The sequence below is a fragment of the Stenotrophomonas sp. 1337 genome (assembly GCF_031455455.1).
In the GTDB taxonomy this organism is placed as follows: Bacteria; Pseudomonadota; Gammaproteobacteria; order Xanthomonadales; family Xanthomonadaceae; genus Stenotrophomonas; species Stenotrophomonas indicatrix.
The window spans coordinates 228,239-243,598 of record NZ_JAVDSR010000001.1 but is presented as its reverse complement, the minus strand read 5'-3'; the positions used below and the strand labels follow the sequence as shown (position 1 = coordinate 243,598).

The 15,360-nt window shown below is 68.2% G+C and carries 13 protein-coding genes; 7 read left to right on the top strand and 6 right to left on the bottom strand.

Translation table 11 applies throughout. From position 1 onward, the window contains the following. The first annotated feature begins 128 nt into the window (after positions 1–128). Positions 129–1,901 (top strand): DUF885 family protein, encoded by a 1,773-nt coding sequence (locus J2X70_RS01140; protein WP_025878076.1) that lies wholly within the window; start codon positions 129–131, stop codon positions 1,899–1,901. Positions 1,902–2,003: 102 nt separating this feature from the next. Here the strand turns inward: J2X70_RS01140 and J2X70_RS01135 are convergent, their stop codons facing one another. The 5 genes from J2X70_RS01135 to J2X70_RS01115 all read right to left on the bottom strand — a co-directional run bounded on the left by J2X70_RS01135 (position 2,004) and on the right by J2X70_RS01115 (position 8,714). Then, a complete protein-coding gene (locus J2X70_RS01135; protein ID WP_309908465.1) occupies positions 2,004–5,213 on the bottom strand; it encodes a CusA/CzcA family heavy metal efflux RND transporter in 3,210 nt (1,069 codons plus the stop codon). Positions 5,214–5,222: 9 nt separating this feature from the next. Beyond that, on the bottom strand, positions 5,223–6,422 hold the full coding sequence (locus tag J2X70_RS01130) for an efflux RND transporter periplasmic adaptor subunit (protein WP_309908462.1): 1,200 nt from the start codon (positions 6,420–6,422) through the stop codon (positions 5,223–5,225). Then, complete coding sequence (locus tag J2X70_RS01125; protein WP_309908460.1) at positions 6,419–7,672, bottom strand: TolC family protein; 1,254 nt, start codon at positions 7,670–7,672, stop codon at positions 6,419–6,421. The genes J2X70_RS01130 and J2X70_RS01125 overlap by 4 nt, the downstream gene beginning before the upstream one ends. A 56-nt stretch (positions 7,673–7,728) precedes the next feature. Continuing rightward, positions 7,729–8,073 (bottom strand): hypothetical protein, encoded by a 345-nt coding sequence (locus tag J2X70_RS01120; RefSeq protein WP_032976781.1) that lies wholly within the window; start codon positions 8,071–8,073, stop codon positions 7,729–7,731. Positions 8,074–8,315: 242 nt separating this feature from the next. Then, positions 8,316–8,714, bottom strand: a complete 399-nt coding sequence (locus tag J2X70_RS01115) for a RidA family protein (protein WP_059065633.1) — start codon at positions 8,712–8,714, stop codon at positions 8,316–8,318. Positions 8,715–8,824: 110 nt separating this feature from the next. Here J2X70_RS01115 and J2X70_RS01110 point away from each other — a divergent pair, with 110 nt between their 5' ends. Beyond that, complete coding sequence (locus J2X70_RS01110) at positions 8,825–9,718, top strand: LysR family transcriptional regulator (protein WP_059065632.1); 894 nt, start codon at positions 8,825–8,827, stop codon at positions 9,716–9,718. Here the strand turns inward: J2X70_RS01110 and J2X70_RS01105 are convergent. Beyond that, complete coding sequence (locus J2X70_RS01105) at positions 9,687–10,919, bottom strand: glycosyltransferase (RefSeq protein WP_309908456.1); 1,233 nt, start codon at positions 10,917–10,919, stop codon at positions 9,687–9,689. The two genes, J2X70_RS01110 and J2X70_RS01105, sit on opposite strands and share 32 nt — an antisense overlap. Positions 10,920–11,121: 202 nt before the next feature. On the opposite strand from J2X70_RS01105, the gene dnaQ reads away from it, so the two are divergent. The 5 genes from dnaQ to J2X70_RS01080 all read left to right on the top strand — a co-directional run bounded on the left by dnaQ (position 11,122) and on the right by J2X70_RS01080 (position 15,358). Beyond that, the gene (gene dnaQ / locus J2X70_RS01100) at positions 11,122–11,631 is read left to right on the top strand and encodes a DNA polymerase III subunit epsilon (RefSeq protein ID WP_025878062.1); all 510 of its coding nucleotides are present in this window, start codon (positions 11,122–11,124) and stop codon (positions 11,629–11,631) included. Positions 11,632–11,871: 240 nt separating this feature from the next. Then, entirely contained in the window at positions 11,872–12,108 is a 237-nt protein-coding gene (gene rpmB, locus J2X70_RS01095) for a 50S ribosomal protein L28 (protein WP_005411638.1), read from the top strand. Between the two features lie 10 nt (positions 12,109–12,118). Continuing rightward, the gene (gene rpmG, locus J2X70_RS01090; protein ID WP_170272460.1) at positions 12,119–12,286 is read left to right on the top strand and encodes a 50S ribosomal protein L33; all 168 of its coding nucleotides are present in this window, start codon (positions 12,119–12,121) and stop codon (positions 12,284–12,286) included. A gap of 207 nt (positions 12,287–12,493) precedes the next feature. Further along, positions 12,494–13,912, top strand: coding sequence for a cardiolipin synthase (gene cls, locus J2X70_RS01085; protein ID WP_309909048.1), 1,419 nt, complete (start codon positions 12,494–12,496; stop codon positions 13,910–13,912). 24 nt (positions 13,913–13,936) lie between these two features. Then, entirely contained in the window at positions 13,937–15,358 is a 1,422-nt protein-coding gene (locus J2X70_RS01080) for an FAD/NAD(P)-binding protein (RefSeq protein WP_309908454.1), read from the top strand. Positions 15,359–15,360: the final 2 nt, after the last annotated feature.

Sequence of the window (15,360 nt, the reverse complement as noted above, 5' to 3'; positions counted from 1 at the left end):
CTGGGTCTCCCCGCCTGCCAACCAAGGTTGGCAGCTACCAGGGCTAGGCCCAGGCAGGACCTTCGTCCCATGCCATGCGCGGTGCGGGGTGCCATGATCGGGGTCTGCCTTCCCGGGAACCTGTGCTTGTGAAAACCCGTCTTGCCGTAGCCCTGCTGATCGCCCTGTCTGCCCCGGCCGTGGCCCTGGCCGCACCACCCACCGCCGTCGCTCCGGCCAGCGTGGCTACCGAGTCGCCCGCCGATGCCGCCTTCCGCGCGCTGTACGAGAAGGAATGGAAGTGGCGCCAGCAAGGCGGCGGCGAGGCCAGCGAGGACGAAGACGCGCCGGCCAATGCCACCCGCATGCCCGACGTCGGCCCGGCCGCGCAGCAGGCACGCCTGGAGGTATGGGACCAGACCCTGGCCGCGCTGAAGAAGATCGACCCGAAGACCCTTTCGCCCGACAACCAGGTCAACTACGCGATCTACCGCGACCAGGTGTTCAACCTGGCCGAAGAAGTGCGCCTGCGCGGCTACGAGATGCCGTTCAACGCCGATTCCTCGTTCTGGTCCAACCTGTCCTTCATGGCCCGGCGCGAAATGAAGACCGTGCAGGACTACCAGAACTACATCGCGCGCCTGAATGATGTGCCGCGCTACTTCGACCAGCAGACCGGGAACATGCGTGCCGGCCTGAAGCGCGGCTTCAGCGTGCCGCGTGCGGTGCTTGATGGCCGCGAGGTGTCCATCGCCACTGTCGCCGAACTGAAGGACCCGACCGAATCGCCGTTGTACGCGCCGTTCAAGAAGCTGCCCAACACCGTCCCGGCTGCCGAGCAGGCCAAGCTGCAGGCACAGGCCCGCGCGGCGATCAGCGGCAAGGTGGTGCCGGCGTTCCAGCAACTGCGCACTTTCTTCGTCAACGAATACGTGCCACAGGCGCGTACCACCCTGGCCGCCGAAGCGATGCCTGACGGCAAGGCGTACTACAAGCAGCAGATCCACGAATACACCACGCTGGACCTGTCGCCGGACGAGATCCACCGCATCGGCCTGGATGAAGTGGCACGCATCCAGAAGGAAATGAACGACATCATCAAGCAGGTGAAGTTCAAGGGCAGCTTTGCCGAGTTCCTGACCTTCCTGCGTACCGACCCGCAGTTCTACGCCAAGACGCCGGAAGAACTGCTGTCGCGCGCGGCATGGATCTCCAAGCGCGCCGATGGCCAGCTCGGCAAGTACATGACATTGCCGCGCGCGCGCTTCACCATCGTGCCGGTGCCGCCGGACATCGCGCCGTTCTGGACCGCCGGCCGTGGTGGCATGGGCACCTATTGGCTCAACACCTACAACCTGCCGTCGCGCCCGCTGTACAACCTGCCGGCGTTGACCCTGCACGAATCCGACCCGGGCCATGCACTGCAGGGTGCCATCGCTGCCGAGCAGAAGAACCTGCCGGAGTTCCGCCGCAATGCCTACATTTCCGCCTATGGCGAAGGTTGGGCGCTGTACTGCGAGAAGCTGGGCGTGGAAATGGGCATCTACGAAACCCCGTACGAGGATTTCGGCCGCCTGACCTACGAGATGTGGCGCGCCACGCGCCTGGTGATCGACACTGGCGTGCACAGCAAGGGCTGGAGCCGCGAGCAGGCGCTGGCCTACCTGCGTGACCACACGGCGCTGAGTGAGCACGAAGTGACCACCGAAGTGGATCGCTACATTTCCTGGCCGGGGCAGGCGTTGAGCTACAAGCTCGGCGAGATCGCCATCGTGCGCCTGCGTGCGCAGGCCGAGAAGGAGCTGGGCGACAAGTTCGACGTCAAGGGCTTCCACGACACGCTGCTGAAGCAGGGTTCGGTGCCGTTGCCGGTGCTGGAGCAGCAGATCCAGGCGTACATTGCCGAGCGCAAGAAGGCCTGATCGCGGTGTGACCGGGTCAGAGCCCCGCCAGAGCGGCGGGGATCCGACCCTGCTGCGGCTCGGATCCCTTTCCGCTGGAAAGGGCTCCGACCCCCTCTCATCTCACCCTGCCACGCGCACCTTCGCCACGCGCGCGGCGAAGGTCGGCAGCACCAGCAGGGTCAGCACCGTGGCGGTGATCAGGCCACCGATCACCACCGTCGCCAGCGGCTTCTGCACTTCCGCACCGGAACCACTAGCGATCGCCATCGGAATGAAGCCGACGATGGCCACCAGTGCGGTGGTCAGCACCGCGCGGATACGGCTGGATGCACCGTTGATCGCGGCCATCATCGGCACGTCACCGGCGTCCAGGCGCTCGCGGATCGCCTGCATCAGCACCAGGCCGTTGAGCGTGGCCACGCCGGACACGGCGATGAAGCCCACCGCGGCCGACACCGAGAACGGCATGCCGCGCAGCAGCAGGGCGAGGATGCCGCCGACCAGCGCCAGCGGCACGCAGCTGAACACCAGCACCGCTTCCTTGCCGCTGCGCAGGGCCATGAACAGCAGGCTGCCGATCAGCAGGAATACCACTGGCACCACCGTGGCCAGGCGCTTTTCCGCGCGCTGCAGGTTCTCGAACTGGCCACCCCAGGTCAGGTACGCACCGGGCGGCAGTGCCACGTCGGCCACGGCGGCCTGTGCTTGGCCAACGAATCCGCCGAGGTCGCGGCCGCGCACGTTGGCCTGCACCACCACCCGGCGGCTGCCGTTGTTGCGGCTGATCTGGTTCGGCCCTTCGCTGACGCTGATGCGTGCCACCGAGGACAGCGGAATCACCACGCCGGCCGGCGTGGCGATCGGCAGCGAGGCCAGCTGATCCGGGTCGTTGCGTGCGCTGTCATCCAGACGCACCACCACATCGAAGCGACGGTCGCCCTCGAAGATCTTGCCGGCTGCCGTGCCGCCGATGCCGGTGGACAGCGCATCGCTGACGTCGGCGGCGGTCAGCCCGTACTGCGCTGCCGCTACATGGTCGATCTTGACGTTGAGCGTGGGCAGGCCGGAAATCTGCTCCACCCGCACATCGGCCGCGCCCTCCACCGCGCGCAGCTTCAGCGCCACCTGGTCGGCCACCTTCTGCAGCTGGCTGAAGTCATCGCCGAAGATCATCACCGCCAGATCGGTGCGCACGCCGGAAATCAGCTCGTTGAAACGCAGCTCGATCGGCTGGCTGAACTCGAAGCTGTTGCCCAGCTGCTTGCCGGCCAGTTCTTCGAAGCGGGCCACCAGCGCCTCCTTGCCCAGCGTCGGATCGGGCCAGTCCGCACGCGGCTTGAGCACGATCACGCTGTCGGAAATGTTGGTCGGCATCGGGTCGATTGCCGCTTCGGCGGTGCCGGTACGCGAGAACACCGTTTCCACTTCCGGTTGCTGGGCGATGGCCTTCTCCAGTGCCAGCTGCATCGCCAGCGACTGCTCCAGCGAAGTAGACGGGACGCGCAGTGCCTGCATCGCCACGTTGCCTTCATCCAGGGTAGGCATGAACTCGCGGCCGAGCAGGCCGAACGAACCAATGCCCACCAGCAGCATCAACGCTGCACCGGCGATCACTGCGCGCGGCCGCGCGACGGCCTGGCGGATGATCGGCTCGATGCGTCCACGCAGCACGCGGATCAGCTTCGTTTCGTGCTGGCCATCATCACTGTGTGCCTCGCCTTCCTTCGGCTTGGGCTCGCGCACCATCAGCGCGGCCATCGCCGGCACGAAGGTGAAGGAGAAGATGAAGGCACCCACCAGGGCCAGCATGAACGTGGCGGCCATCGGGTGGAACGTCTTGCCCTCCACCCCTTCCAGGGTGAGGATCGGTGCGAACACCAGCAGGATGATCAGCTGGCCGAACGCTGCCGGGCGCGCCATCTTTCGCGCCGAATCGGCCGCTACGCGCAGGCGTTCCATCGCGGTCAACGCGCGGCCCAGTTCGGCACGACGCTGGCCCAGCATCAGCAGCGTCGACTCGATCACGATCACCGCGCCGTCCACCAGGATGCCGAAGTCCAGCGCACCCAGGCTCATCAGGTTGCCACTGATGCCGAAGCGGTTCATGCCGATCACCGCGAACAGGAACGACAGCGGGATCACCAGTGCGGTGATCGTCGCCGCGCGCAGGTTGCCGAGCAGCAGGAACAGCACCACCACCACCAGCAGCGCGCCCTCGGTGAGGTTCCTGGCCACGGTCTTGATGGTGGAATTGACCAGCACGCTGCGGTCCAGCACCGGCGCGGCCACGATGTCCGCCGGCAGCGAGGCATTCACCTGCTGCAGCCGTGTGGCGGCCGCCTGGGCCACGGTGCGGCTGTTGCCGCCGGCGATCATCAGCGCGGTACCGAGCACGGCTTCATGGCCGTTGCGGCTGGCCGCACCCAGGCGCGGTGCGCGGCTGAGGCCGACATCGGCCACATCGGCCACCCGCACCACCACGCCGTTGCGGGTGGCTACCGGCGCCTGTGCCAGATCGTCGGTGGTCAGTGCCAGACCGTCGGCACGCACCACCAGGCCTTCGCCGGCGCGCTGCACGAAGCCGGCACCGGCCTGTACGTTGGAGCGCTGCAGGGCCGTCACCAGATCAGCCAGGCCCAGGCCATACGCGGCCAACCGCGCGCTGTCCGGATGCACGCCGTATTCCTTCACGTAGCCACCGACGGTGTCCACGCCCGCCAGCCCGGGGCTGGAGCGCATCTGCGGCGCGATGATCCAGTCCTGCACGGTGCGCAGGTAGGTGGCACGTTCTTCCGGCGTGCGCAGCAGGTTGCCTTCCGGCGTGCGGTAGACCTCGCCGGCCTGCCAGCCGGCTTCACCGGGCTTGGCCAGCTTCGCAGGGTCGAACGCGGTGAAGTCCACCGTCCACATCAACACCTCGCCGAGGCCGGTGGTGACCGGCGACAGCATCGGCGAGGCACCCTCGGGCAGCGCTTCGGCGGCCTCGCGCATGCGTTCGGCCACCTGCTGGCGGGCGAAGTAGATGTCGGTGGCATCGGTGAAGATCGCGGTGACCTGCGAGAAGCCATTGCGCGACAGCGAACGGGTGGTGGTCAGGCCGGGGATGCCGGCCAGCGCGGTTTCCAGCGGATAGGTCACCTGCCGCTCGATCTGCTCGGGCGTCAGTGCCGGTGCCACCGTATTGATCTGCACCTGGCGGTTGGTGATGTCCGGTACCGCATCGATCGGCAGCTTGCCGAGCTGGAACAGGCCCACGGCGGCAACGAGTGCAGCCAGGGCCACGACCAGCCAGCGGTGGCGTACCGCGGTTTCAATGATGAGCTTGAACATGGAAGGTCCTCAGTGCCCGTGCTCGGCTTCGCCCTTGGCCAGTTCGGCCTTGAGCAGGAACGCGTTGGCGCCGACGATGCGTTCGTCGCCGTTCAAGCCACCGAGAATCTCGACGCGGTCACCGGCACGTCGGCCGGCCAGTACCGGCTGCACCTTGAAGCCGCCCTGGACGGCGACGAATACCGCGCTGCTGCCGCCGACGTTCTGTACCGCATCAGCCGGCACGCTCAACGCGCCGTCCTTGCCGTCGGTGACCACCACCGCCGACACCGGCGAACCGGCCGGTGGCAATGCGGCATCCACCGGCATGGCACGGATCACCGCCACGCCACCCTGCTGGCGCACATCGGCGGCCGAACCGGTGACGGTGGCACTGAAGCTGCCGCCCGGCACGGTCACTTCCAGCGTCATGCCCGGCGTGACCTGCGCGGCCAGCGCCGGTGGCGCGGTGAACACCAGCTCGTTCATCGACGGATCGGCGACGTCGGCCACCGGGCTGCCGGCCGCCACCACGCCGCCGGGCGTGACCTGCACGTTGCCGACGATGCCGGCCACCGGGCTGGTGACGCGCACGCGGCCGCTGCTGTCGGGCGAACCGTTGGCGGCGGCCTGTGCCTGCGCGGCGGCGGCCTGCGCCTGCGCCGCCAGCGAGCGCGCGCGTGAGGTTTCCAGTTCCTGGCGAGCGACCACGCCCTGTTCGACCAGCGCCTTGTCGCGGCCGTGGGCCAGGCGCGCCGCCTCTGCCTCCGCGGCGGCGGCAACCGCATTGGCGCGGAACACTGCCGCCTCGCCACTAACCACGATCGCCAGCGTCTGGTTCTGCTTCACTGCCGTGCCCGGTGCGACCAGCACGCGCTCCACGCGACCGGTCACGGTGGAAGCGACCGAGGCACGTGCACCGATCGACGGTTCCACCCGGCCGGACAGCCGCGTCGAACCACCGCCGCCGCGGCCGACGGCCACCACGTCGATGCCGGATGCCTTGATCTGCTCTGGCGTCAGCTGCACCACGCCTTCATCGGCATCTGCTGCGTTGCCGGTTTCGGCCTTGGCGTCGGTGCTGTCGGCGGCGTGGCCATGGCCATCGTCGGCCGTTGCCTTGCCGGCGGGCTCCGAGACTGCCGGGGCCTGTGTGTTACCAGAACAACCGGCCAGCAATGCAGTCAGCAACAAGCCGCCAACCAGCGGGAAAGAACGGGACAGGTTCATCGGGCCTCCACAAAGGGTGCGCGCCCTTCGAGGCGGGCGAGATCGATTTCCGCGCCGACGCGCGACAGGCGCGCGTCCACGGCGGTGCCGCGGGCGGCGATGAGGGCACTGCGGGTGCTGCGCAGTTCCAGCTGCGAGATGCGCCCGGCGTCGAAGCCGATGCGCGCCAGCCGATAGGCTTCCTCGGCGGCGACCACACTTTCGTCGGCGGCGCGGGTGCGGCTGCCGGCGGCCTTCAGGCCCGCTACCGCCGACAAGCGTTCGGCTTCGCTGTCGCGCCGCTGCTGGTCCAAGCGCGCTTCGGCCGCGCGCTGTTCGGCACTGGCGGCGCGGATGCCACCACGATTGCGGTCGAACAACGGGATCGAGAGACTGACGCCGAGCGTGTAGGCCTGTTCGCGGTCCTCGCGGAAACGCGTCTGCGCGGCGGTAACGCTGAGGTCGGGCAGGGCGCGCTTGCGCTCGACGTCGACCAGACGACCGGCCGCATCAACTTCGGCTTCGGCCACACGCACGGCCAGAGCCACATCGATGGCGCCACGCGGTGCTGGCGGTGCGCGATCGAGCAGACTGTTGTCGATGGTCTGCACCGGTGCATCCAGCAGGGCCGCACCGGCCAGGCGGGCCAGCGCGGCGTCGCGGAAGGCCTGCGCCTCATCCAGCGCGGCGCTGGCATTGGCCACTTCACTCTGTGCCTGCACGGCACGCAACTGCGGCTCGCGGCCATGCTCGACCATGGCGGTGACCGCCGCCGCATCGTCGCGGGTGAGGCTCAGCGCTTCTTCGGCCAGCGTGTAGCGACGCAGGGCGCTTTCCGCCTGTGCGTAGATCGCCGCCAACTGGCTGGCGACATCGCTGCGGCTCTGCGAACCCCGCAGGGCAGCGGCCTGTGCCTCGGCGCGGGCGGCGCGGACGCGCGCGCCGCGCTGGCCCCAGACCTCCAGAGGCTGGGACAGGGTAAGCACGGTGTCGGCCCTGCCCATGCCGCCGTAGGAGCCTGTGCCCCAAGCGTTTTCGGCGGACCAGGAAAGGGATGGATTGGGCAGCGCCCGGGCCTGGTCGGCGCGGGCGTCGGCCGCCTCGGCCAATGCCGCGCCGACGCGGGCGCCGGGCAGCTGGTCCAAGCGTTCAAGCAGGGTGTCGTACGAAGGTGCGGCTTGTGCGGCGACCTGTGCGGCGGGGATCAGGCCCAGCAGCACGGCGACGACCAGCCCGGCCGCGCGCGGCGACCGACGTGTCAGGATCGACATAGGGGGATTCCGGTTGTGAGTGAAACGGGAGCCCGCGATTGCGGGACGCGCTCAACTCACGCCCGGGGAGGACGTGCCAGTTCGTCCTGGGCGACCGCATAGGTCGCCGCATCGCCTGCATTCGTCCAGCGCGCCGGTTGCGGCGTGCCAAAGGCGGCGAAGGTGCTCGCCGGCAGGCTCAGGTTGGAGTGGTGGCAGTGGTTGTGGCTGCAGGCAGCGGCGTGCTTGCCGTCGTTGTCAGTGTCACCGTCGGCATCTTCGGCACCGGCTTCCACATGCACCACGGTGCTGTCGTGCGGTTCCACCGCACACGCCAGCACATCAGCCACCGGCACGACCACGAATGCCGCCATCAGCAGCATCAGCAGGGTCGAACGAAGGTGGCGGGCGATCCGGCGCATGGAGGGGAGGCTAGCAAGCGGTTTTCGGTGGATACAATATCAATGGCCACCTCGGGAATTCGTCGGAACCTCCCGTTCAGGTGCGGGGTACGCCACTGGATGCCGCCTTCCGCTCTGGTAGGTGCCGAGCTTGGTCGGCACGCCTTTCGACGCCCAGCCTGCGATCCCAGGTAGTGCCGGCCGCTGGCCGGCAACCTCATGAGCGCAGGCAATCGCCCGCCGTTGCCGGCCAGCGGCCGGCACTACCTGTCCGCAGGCAGCTTGGCGATCACCTTGATCTCGAACTGGAACCCATACAGCCAGGTCACGCCGATGCCGGTCAGGGTCGGGTGCGGCGCTTGGCCCCAGTACTCGGGCACGATCGCCCAGGCCTTTTCGAAGTTGGTTTCCGGGTCGACCAAGAACACGGTGACGTCGATCACGTCATCGAACGTGCAGCCGGCCGCGGCCAGCACCGCGTTGAGATTGTCGAAGGCGCGGCGGACCTGGGTCTCGAAGTCCGGTTCGGGCGAGCCATCCTCGCGGCTGCCGACCTGGCCGGAAACGAACAGGAAGCCATTGGATCGGATCGCCGGCGAATAGCGGTTTCGCTCGTACAGCGCCTGCCGGCCGGCGGGAAAGACAACATCACGGTGGGACATGGGGCGGATTCCAGACGGGAGCGGACCATCCTCCCCGCTGTCGCTGTCTGGATAAACCGTGATGATCGGTCTAGATTGATTGCAAATTCCAAACAATCACAGCCGCGGCCATGGACCGTTTCGAAGCGATGCGCGCGTTCGCCCGGGTGGTGGAGACCGGCAGCTTCACCCGTGCCGCGCACACCCTGCAGCTCAGCCGCACCACGGTCACCCAGCTGGTGCAGCAGCTGGAAGCGCATCTGCGGTTGCGGCTGCTCAACCGCACCACGCGCCGGGTCAGCGTCACTGCCGATGGCGCGGCGTATTACCCGCGCATCGTTCGCCTGCTGGCCGAGCTGGAAGAGGTTGAAGGGGGGCTGGGCGAGGCCGCCGCACAACCGCGCGGGCGCCTGCGTGTCGACGTGCCGGGGCCGTATGCGTGCCTGCGGCTGGTGCCGGCATTGCCGGATTTCCAGGCGCGCTATCCGGAGATCCAGCTGGACATCGGCGTCAGCGACCGCGAGGTGGATGTCATCGCCGACAACATCGATTGCGTGATCCGTGGTGGCGCACCTGCCGATCCCGCGCTGGTGGCACGACCGCTGGCGCGCCTGCCGATCGGCTTCCATGCCAGCCCGGGCTATGTGCAGCGGTTCGGTGTGCCGGAGCATCCGCGCGCGCTGGAAGGGCCGGACCACCACACGGTCGGTTTTCTCAGCCCACGCAGTGGCCGCGCCCGCGTGTTCACCGCGCAGCGTGGCGCCGAGCGCGTCGAGGTGCAGGGGCGTCATTCAATCGGCTTCGATGATGGCAACGCCTATCTGGCCGCTGGCCTGGCCGGCCTCGGCGTGGTCGCGCTGCCCAGCTACATGGCCGAACCGCATGTGGCGCGCGGCGAGCTGCTGCCCGTGCTGCACGATTGGCAGCTGCCGCCGATGCCGATGCACGTGATGTTCCCGCCGAACCGGCACATGAGCCAGCGGCTGCGGGTGTTCATTGATTGGGTGGTGGAGACGTTGGGCTGAGCCAGCGCTCGAGTGCGGCCACGCCGCATGCCACTCCATCCTCGTTCGCCATTGCAGCGCCCAGCGCGGCCGCCCGTGCGCGTGTATCCGCATGCTCGGCGAACGCCACTGCATCGGCCAACACCTTCGGCTGCAACCGCTTGGGTGACAGTGGCGCCGGTGCCATGCCCAGGTGCTGCAGTCGATCGGCCCAGAAGAACTGGTCGGCGGCGAACGGCATCACCATCGACGGTATGCCGGCGCGGCAGGCCGAATGCGTGGTGCCGCTGCCACCATGATGGATCGCCAGCGCGCAGCGCGGCAACAACGCTTCATGCGGGGTCGGCCCGATCACCAACACCGTGTCGGGCAGCGCCATGTCGGGCACGCCGACCCAACCGGGAAACAGCAGCACGCGGCGTGGCGCCAGCGCCGACAACAGCGCCGGCAGCACACGTTCGCGCTCGAAGCCGGTCATGCTGCCGAAGCCCAGATAGACCGGCGGCGGTCCTGCATCGAGGAAAGCCTGCAGTTCGCACGACGGATGCCACGGCGCAGCAGGGGCCGACCATTGGCCGCACACGAGGTGGTCGGCCGGCCAGTCCGAAGGCGGTGGCAGCAGCTGCGGCGAGATGCCGTACAGCATTGGCAAGCCGGTCCAGAGCGAGCGTCGTGGCGGCTGCCCGGCGTGCTGGCGGGCCGTGTTGATCGGGCCGCGGAACTGTCGCCAGATCAGGCCGTTGACCAGGCCATAGCTGGCCCGGTTCAACCAGCCCGGCGAGCGTCCGGGCGGCAGGAAGGGCGAGCGGAACGCGCGCGTCGGCGTCAGCGGGATCATGCCGGCGCCGATCACCGGAAGGCCGCGACGCTCGCCGACGCTCATGCCGACGAACGCAGCAAGGCCACCGGTCAGGATCGCATCGCAGCCGTCGGCTGCAGCATCGGCCTGGCGCATCCAGCCGGCGACGTGTTGCAGTGCCATCCGTGCCAGCCCGGTGCTGGCGGCGGCCACGCCATTGCCGCGTGAGACCAGCGCCACCACTTCGTCGTGGATGTCGCCTTCCAGCGCGGCGTGCGGGACGCCCAAGGCCTTCGCGCTGTCGAGGGTGCCGCCGTCGGCCAGCAGCATGACCTCGTGACCGGCCGCGATCAGCCCATGGCAGAGCATGACCAGCGGGCGCGTATCGCCTTCGGTGCCGTAGGTGAGGGCCAGCAGTCGCATTGGAGCCTCCGCAGTGAATCACCAGTATGCCGACATCGCTGTGTTCGTCCGCGCTCCTGCCGACGCACCGCGTGGGACAATCCCGCCTCATCTGCCCCGCCGCACGGGGCGCGCGCAACAGGATCCAGCACCGCATGACCGCACTGCCATCTCTACCGTCCCTTGTCTGCCGCATGCCGGCCGCTGCATACCGGCGTGCGCCGTGAGCCGCGTCGTCGCACTGGACACCGAAACCACCGGTATCTCGCATCGCCTGGGCCATCGGGTGATTGAAATCGGGGCGGTGGAACTGGTCGATGGACAACTCAGCGGCCGCCAGTTCCACACCTACCTGCAGCCGCAGCGGAAGGTGGACTGGGGCGCGCAGCGCGTGCACGGCATCAGCGATGCCATGCTGGTGGGCAAGCCGCTGTTTGCGAGCAAGGCCGCCGAACTGCTGGAGTTCCTGCGTGGCAGCGAGATGGTCGCGCACAACGCCACCTTCGACGTCGGTTTCCTCGACAACGAGCTGCGCCTGGCGGGGCTGGCCGGTGGGCTGGCCCAGCACTGCCGCGTGACCTGCAGCCTGAAGCTGGCCCGCAGCCGTTGGCCTGGCATGCCCAACAAGCTCGACGATGTGCTGCAGCGCCTGCGTATTCCCGGCACCCGCGGCCTGCATGGCGCACTGAAGGATGCCCACCTGCTGGCCCAGGTGGTGCCGCACCTGCGCTGAGGGCAGGGCGCCGCCATCGCGTTCAGGCGTGGCCTGTGGGTAAGTTGCGCAAGGTCTTGATTGCGTGCATAATGCGCGGCTCGCTGTGTCCGGTTTCGTGCCGGGCGGCGCCCCCGGGAGCACGTCCCCGGCCGCCCAACGCCAGCGTAACCCTTTGATTCTCTTGACGTGTGGTGGGCAACCACCGAGGCCGCCGTCCCCCGGGCTACGGGGAGACACAACTTACTATCGAGGTGCGCCATGTCCCGCGTATGCCAGGTTTCCGGCAAGCGAGTGCAGACGGGTAACAACGTCTCGCACGCCAACAACAAGACCCGTCGTCGTTTCCTGCCGAATCTGCACGAGCGCCGCTTCTGGGTTGCCAGCGAGAACCGCTGGGTGAAGCTTCGTGTTTCCGCGCATGCACTGCGCACCATCGACAAGAACGGTATCGATTCCGTTCTGGCTGAGCTGCGTGCGCGCGGCGAAAAGGTCTGAGGAGTAGACGATCATGGCAGGCAAGCGCGATAAGGTCCGTATGATTTCGACCGCTGGTACCGGTCACTTCTACACGACCGACAAGAACAAGAAGAACACCCCGGGGAAGATGGAATTCTCCAAGTACGATCCGGTCGTGCGCAAGCACGTCCCGTACAAGGAAGGCAAGATCAAGTAATCCGCAAGGATTGCGGGTCGCTTCCGAAAAAACCCGCCCTCGTGGCGGGTTTTTTTGTGCCCCCCCGCCCCCGGTAGGTGTCGACCTTGGTCGACACGTTCCGACCCCGTGGGTGCCGCCCGTTGGTCGGCACGCTGTCCCCAGCGTTGCTCGACTCTGCACACCCCGCTGGGCAGAATGGCCCCACACCTCCCAACGGGCGACGCGATGCTGTTCGAGTGGCTGCTGGGCTCGTACCTGCTGTTGATCGACTGGCTGATCCGGCTGGTGGCGCTGTGCTGGATCCCCACCCGCACCACGCCGGGCGCGGCGCGCAGCTGGCTGCTGCTGGTCGGCTTCGTACCGCTGCTGGGCCTGCCGCTCTATCTGCTGTTCGGGCATCCGTGGCTGTCGCGCGAGCGCATCCGCCGGCAGGCCGAGGCCTCGCAGGTCATCCGTGAAGAACAGGCGCTGCAGCGCCGCCTGCGCTGGACGCCGCAGGCCGATACCGCCAGCGCCGAAGTGGTGCCGCTGGTGCAGCGCCAGGGCGACTTCATGCCGGTGCACGGCAACGCGGTCGACCTGCTGACCGACTATGACGAATCACTGCACACCCTGATCGCCGACATCGACCAGGCCCAGGACCGGGTGCACCTGCTGTACTACCTGATGTTCGATGACACGGTGGGCGAGGCCATCGTCGAAGCCCTGCAGCGTGCCGCAGCGCGCGGGGTGCAGTGCCGCGTGCTGCTGGATGCGGTCGGCGCCAAGCGGGGCCTGCGCGCATACAGCAAGCGGCTGCGGTCACGTGACATCGAAGTGCGCGCGATGCTGCCCGGCGGCCTGCGTTGGCGCCGCAGCGGACGCATGGACCTGCGCAACCATCGCAAGATCGCAGTGATCGACAACGAAGTAGGCTATGTCGGTTCGCAGAACCTGGCGCGCCCTGAATTCGTTGCCGGCCACCCCAACCGCGAGCTGGTGGCGCGCGTGCGCGGGCCTGCGGTGGCGCACCTTGAAGCGGTGTTCGCCAGCGACTGGTACATCGAAACCGGGCAGCGCCTGGAGGTCATCGCCGACGTGCCAGTGTGCAGGGAGGACATCGCCACCCAGCTGCTGCCCAGTGGCCCGGCCTACCCGTACAGCAACGCGCGCGATGCGGTGGCCGCGCTGATCCATCTTGCCCGGCGCCGGCTGGTGATGGTCACGCCCTACTTCGTGCCCGACGAAGCAACGCTGAGTGCACTGCGCATCGCCGCGCTGTCCGGCGTGCAGGTGCAGCTGATCCTGTCGGCCAGCAACAACCAGCGGCTGACCTCGTGGGCGCAGGAGGCCTACTACGATGAGCTGCTGCGCTGCGGGGTGCAGATCGCGCTGTACGAGCCGCAGTTCCTGCATGCCAAGCACATGAGCGTGGATGAGGACATCGCCGTGCTCGGGTCGATCAACATGGATATCCGCTCGTTCGCGCTGAATGCCGAAATCGGCCTGATCTGCTACGACCGACAACTGGTCACGCAGTTGTGTGCCATCGAGGACGACTACCTGCGCCAGTCGCGCCTGCTGGACCTGGAGCAGTGGCGCAAGCGTCCCGCGTGGCTGCGCAGCCGCGAGGGCATCGCGCGCCTGGCCGATGCCTTGATGTAGGCCAGCGCCAGCCGGGCAGGGCCGATGGCCTACAATCGGCGCATGACTGATTCACCGCGTAGTGGCGAACTGGACCTGGCGATCATCGGTGGTGGTGCGGCCGGGGTGCTGGTGGCGATCCAGGTGTTGCGCCAGGCCCGAGCGCCGCTGGCGCTGGCCATCTTCGAGCCGGCCTCGCAGCTGGCACAGGGCATTGCCTATGCCACGCCGTGGCCGGAGCACCTGCTGAACGTGCCGGCGGCGAAGATGAGCGCCTTTGCCGACCAGCCCGGCGACTTCCTCGATTTCCTGCAGGCCGCCAACGCGTACCCGGGCGAGGCGCGCGAAGTGCTGGGCGAACGCTATGCGTGTCGCCACTACTTCGCTGCCTACCTGCAGCAGCGCCTGCGCGAGGCCGAAGCGGCCAGTGCGGCGCGATTGCAGATCGTGGCCCAGCCGGTGTTGGCGTTGCATCCGGATGACCACGGTTACCAGCTGCAGCTGGGCGATGGCCAAACACTGCATGCAGCGCAGGTGGTGATCGCCACCGGCAACAGCATGCGGCCGCTGCCGGTGGACGGCGCCGATGCGTTGCCCGCCGATGACGTGGTCGAGGCCTGGGATTACGACGGCGTACGCACGCTGGCCAGTGACCATGCCCTGGCCATCGTCGGCTCCGGGCTGAGCATGGCCGACACCGTGCTGGCGTTGGTGGCCGGCGGCCATAGCGGACCGCTGCACGTGATCTCGCGCCACGGGCTGCTGCCATTGCCGCACGCCCACGGCGGTCTGCCGGCGTTCGACCCGCAGGAGCTGCTGACGATGAGCCTGCGCCAGCGCCTGCACGCGCTGCGCCAGCACGCGCGCAAGGCACAGGTCGACGGCATGCCCTGGCAGGGCGTGATGGATCGCATCCGCCCGCACGGCCAAGCGCTGTGGCAGAGCATGGACGCCGCCGACCAGCGCCGCTTCCTGCGCCACGTGGTGCGCTACTGGGACGTGCACCGCCATCGCATTGCTGAACCGGTGGCCGAGCAGTTGCAGGCGCTGCAGGCCAGCGGCCAGCTGCGCGTTCACCGCGCCCGCCTGCAGCGCGTGTGGCGCGACGGTGATGCCCTGCGGCTGTCGGGCCGCGAGGCGGGCGGCGGCAACGTGCAGTGGACGATCGCTGCGGTGGTCAATGCCACCGGTGTGGAAACCCGCGCCTCGGCACTGCGCAATCCCTTGCTGCAGCAACTGCAGGCCGATGGCCTGGCCCGCTCCGGGCCGCATGGGCTGGGCCTGGACAGCAGTGTGCCGGGCGACCGGTTGTGTGCAGCGGGTGGCCAGCCACAGGCGCGCCTGGGGGTACTTGGCAGCCTGCGCATCGGTAGCCTGTGGGAAAGCCTGGCGGTGCCTGAACTGCGTCAGCAGGCGCAGGCACTTGCTACGCAGGTGGTCGCAGGAGCTGCGACGTCGATGCCGTAAAA